The following is a 7,676-nucleotide window of genomic DNA, read 5'->3' on the forward strand; positions in this document are numbered from 1 at the left end:
ATGTCGCCCAATAATCAGAAACTGCTCCGCCTGCTCGAAGATATTCTGCTGATCGATGACACCCAGTACCGGGATGAATTCGGCCCCGATGAGATCGAGACCTGGGACAGCCTGGCGATGGTGAGTATCGCGGCGGCGGTCGAGAAGGAGTTTGGGTACGCAATGACACCCGAAGAGATGGTTTCGATGGGGACGATTGGGGATATCAAGTCAGTGCTGCGCGGTCAGGGTGTTGGCTTTGAATGAAGTCGATTGCAGAAAACTTCCTGGCCACCGCTGACCGAGTTCCCGATAAGACATTCCTGGTCGGTCCGGACAATCATCGGTTCACATACGCGCAGGTATTGAGCCGCGCGCGCCGATTTGCGACTCTCCTCGAAAGCAACAATGTCGGTGCGGGCGACAGAGTAATACTCACGTTTCCCAATTCGGTCAACTATCTCTGTGCCTATCTGGGTACCCTCATGCGCGGCTGCACGGCGCTCCTGGTGGACCCACGGTCGCGTCCGGCTCATCTGGAATATGTACGGTCGAACTGCGACGCCAAAGCCTGGATGAGCCACAAGTCGCGAGCCGAGTACGATCATATTCAGGGGCAGATACGGTGTCCCCACAATCTCGATCCCCTGCCGGAGATGCCTTTGGAGAAGCTGTGTGCCGACAAGAATCCTCTGGCGCTTATCATGTACACGAGCGGGGCAACGGGCATACCAAAAGGAGTCTGCCTCTCGCATGATAATCTCCAGCACACGATTCGTTCAATCATCTCATGGGCGAAGATCGAGGAGAGTGACCGCGAGTTGACCACACTTTCGCTGACGCACCTGTTCGGTCTTGCGCACGTGCATATCTACTGGACGCTTGGCGGGACAGTGTACCTCGAAGAGAAGCTTCAGGATATCCCTCGCCTGATGCAGCGTATTACCGACGAGCAGATTACCAGTTTCCCCGGCACTCCTGGCGGGTTCAAGATGATACTGGATCAATTTGCGGATCTATTCGCCAATCATGCGGGAAGGCTCAAGTATATCGTTGTCAACTCTGCTCCGATGGCGGAGGAGTATATCAAAAAGATGCTGGAGCTTCTGCCGAACACGCGGTTCTACATGTACTATGGTCTCACCGAGGCAAGCCGCTCAAGCTATATCTGTTACAATGACAATCGCACCAAACTGAAGTCGGTAGGTCGGCCAACGCCCGGAGCGGAGGTTGTTGTGGGAACACCCGATAAACCGCTAACCAATGAAGTTGGTGAAGTACTCATCCGCGGGCCGCATCTCACTAAAGGGTATTGGGGGATCAATTCGAGCGAGTATTTTCTCGATGGCTGGTTTCGGACCGGCGATTTGGGGATTATGGATGCCGATGGTTTCCTGACGTGGGAAGGACGGTTGAAGGAGCAGATCAACATCGATGGACTCAAATTGACGCCGATGGAGGTGGAATCGGTGCTGATGGATCATCCGCGTGTCAAAGACTGTGCAGTGGTTGGAGCGTCCGACGAGATGACCGGCGAGGTGGTGGTTGGGTTTGTGGTACCCAATGGCGCGCCGAGCCGGGAACTGGAGATCGAACTGCGCCGCCACTGCAAAGACCGGCTCGAGATATACAAGATTCCCAAAAAGATTGTCTTCATCGATGAGATACCGCGCACCGACACCGGCAAGACCAAGCGGATGTCGCTCAAAGAGAGATTGCAGTCGTGACGAAGGCCGAGGTAGTGGTCCGCGCCGGTACGCCGGATGACTACCCGGCGATTGCGGCCGTACTCGACCGGACATTCTGTGCCCGGCCGTATGAACAGCGCGTTAAACTCTGGCGCTGGCGCTCTGAGAACAATCCGGTCCGCCTGCCTGAGATTCCCGGGTTTCTTATCGCCGAACTCGACGGTCAGATTGTGGGCGTGCATGGCCTGGTGCCGATGCGGGTCAAGCTGGGAGACCGCACAGTTGTAGCGTCGTGCAGTTGCGATCTGGCAGTGGACCCATCGGCTCGCTCGGCCGGTATGAAGATCAAATTAAAGGCGCTGAGCAAAGAGCTCTCGGCACTGCACATCTCGACCTCGGCCAACGAGCCGGCCAACAAGATCACGCTGGCGCTGGGAGGGAAAGAGATTGCGCATGGCCGAAAGAAGCTGCTCAAGCCGCTCAAATTGAGTGGCCTGCTGACGCGTTCGCTTAGGGCCAAGGCCGGTTCAGTAGGCGCTGCTATTGGTACAATACTCGGTGTGAGGGCCGACTGGCCGATGGCGCTTGGGCGGTTGTTGACACGATATCCGCAATCGCCGGGGGCCGAAGTCCACTCAATCACTCGTTTCGATAAACGTTTCGACCAGTTCTGGTCCGTTGTTTCAAAGCAACATCACATCATGGTGGTCCGTGATTCCGCCTATCTCAACTGGCGCTATGCCGAGTATCCGTTTGGGGGAATCAGTTCATTTGGACTGTATCGGGGCGAATCACTCCTTGGCTTCGCGGTTATGCATCGCTCCATCGATGAAGACAAGCTGCCATTCGTAGCGCTTTTGGAGTTGTATGTACTGCCCGATGAGCCGGAGGCGTATGAACAACTGCTGGGATTTGTGGTCAAGCAGTCAGTAAACGGTGGCGCGCATTATATCGCTACGCGATGCTCCACGCCGAAAGAGGAAGCAATCCTGAATCGCCGTGGTTTCCGTGTGCGTATGATGCCGTTCTCGCCGGCCACGTACAAGAATAACACCGAGCTTCCTGCAGCGTTTTTCGCAGATGACCGCAATTGGTACCTGACGCTTGGGGACGGGGACGGGTGTTATTACTACGATTGAGGCCGGCTTCGGTGTAGCCCACCTGCTTCAGGTGGGTTTCCAGCTCTCACCACAAAGCAACCGGTCATATCACCGCACCTCCAAGCACCGTTTCCCCATCGAAACGACGGTAATTGACAGTGCGGGGAAACGGAGTAGCTGGGGACCCAGCCGATGGCTGGGATACACCGACCGAAGAGTGGCAGAACCAGAAGCGGTTCTGCCCTACAGGCGGCGGTGGCTGCGCGGAATGCGGTCGGGTCACACGCCCTGAAGCGGGGCGCAAGACCCGACCGAACTGGAGAAAATTCTGCGGTTAGCGGATTGCTTCAAACGCGTGGCGCAGGTCGATAAGAAGATCATCGCTGTGCTCGATGCCTACGGAGAGGCGAATTAAGCCGTCGGTGATCCCGTGCTGCTCGCGCACCTCCCTGGGAATCGAAGAATGGGTCATCGAGGCCGGGTGGTTTATCAGCGACTCCACGCCGCCAAGCGATTCGGCCAGCACGAAGACCTCGGTTGACATGGCGAATTTCTTCACCGTGTCAAAGTCGGCTTTCAAACTAAACGACACCATCCCGCCTGGCATGTTCATACCGTTGGGAATCGGCTTGCCGTCGCGGCCCGGGAAGTAGATTTGGTCCACCTGTTTCATGGTCTCAAGGAATTCCACCACTTTCATGGCGTTGAGCGAATGCCGCTCCATGCGCACGTGCAGAGTCTTCAGACCGCGCAGGACCAGCCAGGCGTCAAAGGGCCCCAGCACGCCGCCGACAGCATATTGATTAAAGCGGAGTTTTTCGGCGAGCGCGTCATCTTTGACCACCAGCGCGCCGGCGATAACATCGCAATGCCCGCCGAGATATTTTGAGGCGGAGTGATGGACGATGTCGGCGCCGCAATCGAGCGGACGCTGGATATAGGGGGTAGCAAACGTGTTATCCACTGCGGTCAAAATGCCGTGTTGCTTCCCGATCTTGGCGACTGCCGCGATGTCGATCAAATGCAGAAGCGGATTGGTGGGAGTTTCCAACCAGAACAGCCGGGTGTTCGGTTTGATGGCTTTTTCGAAATCCGACGGGTCGCGGCCATCGACATATGTGAAATCGAAATTGTAGTTGGCCCGCATCAGCCGTTCGAACAGACGGCGGGTGCCGCCATACAGATCGCTTACCGCTACCACGTGATCGCCGGCTTTTAACAGATCGAGTACTGCTTTGAGAGCCGCGAGGCCGGAGGCGAAAGCAAACCCGTGAGTGCCATTCTCGAGTGTAGCCAGTGCATTTTCCAGCGCCAAACGAGTCGGGTTGGACCAGCGGGAGTAGACATACCCGGACTCATCGCCGGGGAACTGGACGCGATAGGTCGAGCTGGGGTAGATAGCCGTGGTCACCGAACCGGTCTGGTCTTGCGGCACCTGGCCGGAATGGATGGCTTTGGTCTCGAACTTGAAATTCTTGAATCGGCTCTGGCTCATGGTGTCACCTGTTATAGAAATCCCTTCTCCCGCATCCAGTCATCGTTGAACATCTTGCTGATATACTTGCTTCCGCTGTCCGGGAGAATAACGACCATGATCTTGTCCGGCGAAAGCAGTTTGGCATGTTTGAGCGCCACATGTACTGCAGCGCCGCTGGAGCCGCCGGCCAGTATCCCCTCCTTGCGTGCCAGAGCACGTCCGGCCTCGAAACATTCTTTGTCGTTCACCTGATATACTTTGTCAATCACCGAAAAATCGATCGTCGGGCAGAGCATGTCCTCGCCGATCCCTTCAACAAAATAGGTGTGCGGCTCGATCATGGTCTTGTCTTTGTGGTAATTGTAGTAGACGGAGCCAATAGGGTCTGCCGCTACCACCTCGATCAAGTGGTTCTGCTCCTTCAGATATTTGGCCGTGCCGCTAACTGTCCCGCCGGTGCCGATTCCGCCAACCAGAACATCGAGTTTCCCCTTGGTCTGTTTCCAGATTTCCGGGCCGGTGAGTTTGTAGTGTGCTTCGATATTATCGAGATTGAAATATTGCCCAATCAAATATGAGTTGGGGGTCTCGCGATGAATCCGCTTGGCGGTCTCATAATAACTCTCCGGCGATTCGGCCGGGACGGCGGTCGGGCAGACATGTACTTCGGCACCGAAGGCCTTTAGCGAATCGACTTTTTCACTGGACATTTTGTCCGGGATTGTCAGGATCGCCTTGTAACCGTGCACGGCGGCAAACATCGCCACCGCAGCGCCGGTATTGCCGGACGTAGCTTCGACAATTGTCCCGCCCGGTTTCAGGTCGCCGCGCGTAATCGCCTGCTTCAGGATGTAGACAGCCATCCGGTCCTTGACCGATCCCGTTGGGTTCATGAACTCCAGCTTGGCCAGGACCGTGGCTTTGATTCCCATCTCGGTGGTCAGCTTGCGCAGCCGCACCAGCGGCGTGTTGCCTATTGCTTCGGTGATGTTGTCGGAATAGAATTTTTCGACCATAGGTCTCCGGACACAGACGTTGCTCTTTCAGTACTACCGTAAACATCGGCAGGTGCCCCTTGTTCACGGAAGGCCAAAAATGACCAGGGATTGTCTATATTGGGCGAACCGAGCCACTTGTCAAGGGGATTTGGCGGACCGTGGCTGATGATTGCCTCTTGGCAACTTCGCAAAAGCCTGTATCTTTACAGTATATGGTGATCGCGCACGGCAAGGCGGACAAGGAACGGGCGCTGTTGATCGGGCTGGCGCTTGACTCAAGAAACCGTCAGGCGATCACCGATTCGCTCTCTGAACTGGCAGCACTGACAGTCTCGGCTGGCGCCGCAGTCGTCGGTCAGAGGATCCAGACTCGCCAGAGACCGAATCCGGGCTTGTTTATCGGCAAGGGATTGGTGGAGGAGTTGCGGCGGACACTTCCGGCGCAGAATGCCAACTGCGTTATTTTCGATGATCCCCTCAGCCCCGCCCAGCAGCGAAACCTCGAGAACGAACTCGAAGTGAAGGTGATCGACCGCTCGATCCTGATCCTGGACATATTCGCAACGCGAGCGAGAACGGCAGCAGCACGTCTCCAGGTCGAATTGGCCCAGCTTGAGTACACGCTGCCGCGTCTGACCGGCGCGTGGGTCCATTTCTCCCGGCAGTATGGAGGAATCGGTGCCAAGGGGCCGGGCGAAACGCAACTTGAGGTAGACCGCCGGCAGGTGCGCAAGAAGATTGACCATTTGAAAGAGAAGCTCGAGGAGTTGGATACGCAGCGCGCGGTCCAGAGGAAAGCGCGGCAGAAGTTGTTCAAGGTTGCGCTGGTCGGCTACACGAACGCCGGCAAATCGACGCTTTTCAATCTGCTCACCAAAGCCGATGTCCAGACCGCCGACATGTTGTTCACGACGCTGGATTCCACTACTCGCGTGATGTCGTCCGGGTACCCCTGCCAGGTCGTATTCTCAGACACGGTCGGGTTTATCAAGAAGCTTCCGCACCAATTGGTGGAGTCGTTCAAATCGACCTTGGAGGAAGTTCATTTGGCCGATCTCCTGCTCCATGTAGTTGATTGCTCCGAACTGCACTTTGAGGAGCAGATTAAGCAGACGAGATCGGTGCTCGATGAGATAGGGGCCCATGCGGTTCCTTACCTGATGATATACAACAAGATAGACATCAGCCCCGCCTTTGTGGCCCCGCCGGACCCGGAGGGGAGAGCGTTTCTGGTTAGCGCCAAAGAAAAGTCAGGTCTGGCTGCTTTGAAAGCTGAGATCATCGCGGCCTCCGGCCGACATCGAGACGGAGGAAATTTCGCTAAATCAGTCCAGTCTCCTGCCGATACATCCCTTAAGGGTACGCATCATGGGTAAGAGAATTCTGGTCGTCGACGATAACCCGAACATGTCCTCGCTTCTGTGCGAAATGCTGGAGGTGTTCGACTATCAGTCTGTTCACGCCAGCGACGGCAACGAAGCGCTGGCGGAACTGGCCAAGGGGGATTTCTCGATGGTGATCACCGACATGCGGATGCCCAACATGACGGGGCTGGAACTTCTGAAAGAAGTGAAAGACCGCCATCCCAAGTTGCCAGTGGTGCTGATATCCGGCTATTCGGTGAATGAGATTGCGTCGATGGGCGGAGAGCTCAAGCCCGATGGTTTCCTTGGCAAACCGCTCATGATGTCCGATATCGAACGGCTGCTGAATACGCTGCTGTAAAGCGGCATCAGAACTCTAGTTAATCCGCCCCTTCAACCAAGATAGAGTACCTTCCGAACAAGTCGGAGGCTGCTACGCGCAGGCGTCTACACATCATTTCGAAATACTTGGGATCAATTTCCACGCCGATGCTGTTCCTACCACATTCAAGTGCTGCTCGGCACGTTGTTCCTGATCCTGAGAACGGATCAAGCACAGTGTCGCCGACAAATGAGAACATGCGGACCAATCGAATTGCCAATTCTATGGGAAAAGGGGCTGGGTGCTTTTTAGTGGATGCACCAGGGATTGTCCAGAACTGTCGAAACCACTCGTGGTAATCTTTCTTCGAGATCATGCTAGCCAGACGCTGATCGGGAGTCGGCTGACGGTACCCACCCGGTTTTCGTTGCATTAGTATGAACTCAATGTCATTCTTGATTATGGCATTTGGTTCGTAAGGTTTGCCAAGAAACGAGCTCATGTCAAGAGTTGTGTAAATTTGATTTTCAAGCAGCGTGCTTTTCGATCTGATTGTTTTTCGTGTTCCTGTCCTCAATCCCGTCTGTGAACTTCACACCCTCCAGAACCTTCGTCACCATCTGCGGCGCGTTGATCCGGCGCCAGCGTTTCTCTGCTCGCACGATCAGCTGGAAGATCAGATACAGAGCCGAACGTGGTGATTTGATCCGACGGGCGGCGTTGGTCCGCAGCTTGACGGTGGCGAAGA

The 7,676-nt window shown here is 55.6% G+C and carries 8 protein-coding genes and 1 pseudogene; 5 read left to right on the plus strand and 4 right to left on the minus strand.

What is annotated here, in order from left to right; all coding sequences use genetic code 11:
* The 3 genes from AB1644_13950 to AB1644_13960 are packed head-to-tail and all read left to right on the plus strand — an operon-like array spanning window position 1 to window position 2,806.
* On the plus strand, window positions 1-246 hold the full coding sequence (locus tag AB1644_13950) for an acyl carrier protein (protein ID MEW6052152.1): 246 nt from the start codon (window positions 1-3) through the stop codon (window positions 244-246).
* Window positions 243-1,706, plus strand: coding sequence for a class I adenylate-forming enzyme family protein (locus AB1644_13955; protein ID MEW6052153.1), 1,464 nt, complete (start codon window positions 243-245; stop codon window positions 1,704-1,706). The genes AB1644_13950 and AB1644_13955 overlap by 4 nt, the downstream gene beginning before the upstream one ends.
* Window positions 1,703-2,806 carry a GNAT family N-acetyltransferase gene (locus AB1644_13960; GenBank protein MEW6052154.1) on the plus strand — a complete coding sequence of 368 codons (1,104 nt, stop codon included), beginning with the start codon at window positions 1,703-1,705 and terminating at the stop codon, window positions 2,804-2,806. The genes AB1644_13955 and AB1644_13960 overlap by 4 nt, the downstream gene beginning before the upstream one ends.
* A 295-nt stretch (window positions 2,807-3,101) precedes the next feature.
* Here the strand turns inward: AB1644_13960 and AB1644_13965 are convergent, their stop codons facing one another.
* Together AB1644_13965 and AB1644_13970 are read right to left on the minus strand one after the other, a co-directional pair.
* Window positions 3,102-4,262 carry a PLP-dependent aspartate aminotransferase family protein gene (locus tag AB1644_13965; GenBank protein ID MEW6052155.1) on the minus strand — a complete coding sequence of 387 codons (1,161 nt, stop codon included), beginning with the start codon at window positions 4,260-4,262 and terminating at the stop codon, window positions 3,102-3,104.
* A 14-nt stretch (window positions 4,263-4,276) separates the two neighbouring features.
* Window positions 4,277-5,260: pseudogene (locus tag AB1644_13970) on the minus strand (cysteine synthase family protein).
* 158 nt (window positions 5,261-5,418) lie between these two features.
* Between AB1644_13970 and hflX the strand changes: the two are divergent.
* Window positions 5,419-6,618: a GTPase HflX gene (gene hflX, locus AB1644_13975; GenBank protein ID MEW6052156.1), complete on the plus strand. Its 1,200-nt coding sequence runs from the start codon at window positions 5,419-5,421 to the stop codon at window positions 6,616-6,618.
* Window positions 6,611-6,967 (plus strand): response regulator, encoded by a 357-nt coding sequence (locus AB1644_13980; GenBank protein ID MEW6052157.1) that lies wholly within the window; start codon window positions 6,611-6,613, stop codon window positions 6,965-6,967. The genes hflX and AB1644_13980 overlap by 8 nt, the downstream gene beginning before the upstream one ends.
* Window positions 6,968-6,986: 19 nt before the next feature.
* Here the strand turns inward: AB1644_13980 and AB1644_13985 are convergent, their stop codons facing one another.
* Complete coding sequence (locus tag AB1644_13985) at window positions 6,987-7,430, minus strand: site-specific DNA-methyltransferase (protein MEW6052158.1); 444 nt, start codon at window positions 7,428-7,430, stop codon at window positions 6,987-6,989.
* 25 nt (window positions 7,431-7,455) lie between these two features.
* On the minus strand, window positions 7,456-7,676 hold a 221-nt coding region (locus AB1644_13990; protein ID MEW6052159.1), incomplete at its 5' end, for an IS256 family transposase.

The organism is Candidatus Zixiibacteriota bacterium, from assembly GCA_040753875.1.
Lineage (GTDB): Bacteria > Zixibacteria > MSB-5A5 > GN15 > FEB-12 > DATKJY01.

What these genes read in the sequence shown, in the direction of transcription:
- AB1644_13950 (MEW6052152.1), top strand. Translation starts at nt 1, where the DNA reads ATGTCGCCCAATAATCAGAAACTGCTCCGCCTGCTCGAAGATATTCTG.
- AB1644_13955 (MEW6052153.1), top strand. Translation starts at nt 243, where the DNA reads ATGAAGTCGATTGCAGAAAACTTCCTGGCCACCGCTGACCGAGTTCCC.
- AB1644_13985 (MEW6052158.1), bottom strand. Translation starts at nt 7,430, where the DNA reads ATGAGCTCGTTTCTTGGCAAACCTTACGAACCAAATGCCATAATCAAG.
- AB1644_13980 (MEW6052157.1), top strand. Translation starts at nt 6,611, where the DNA reads ATGGGTAAGAGAATTCTGGTCGTCGACGATAACCCGAACATGTCCTCG.
- AB1644_13965 (MEW6052155.1), bottom strand. Translation starts at nt 4,262, where the DNA reads ATGAGCCAGAGCCGATTCAAGAATTTCAAGTTCGAGACCAAAGCCATC.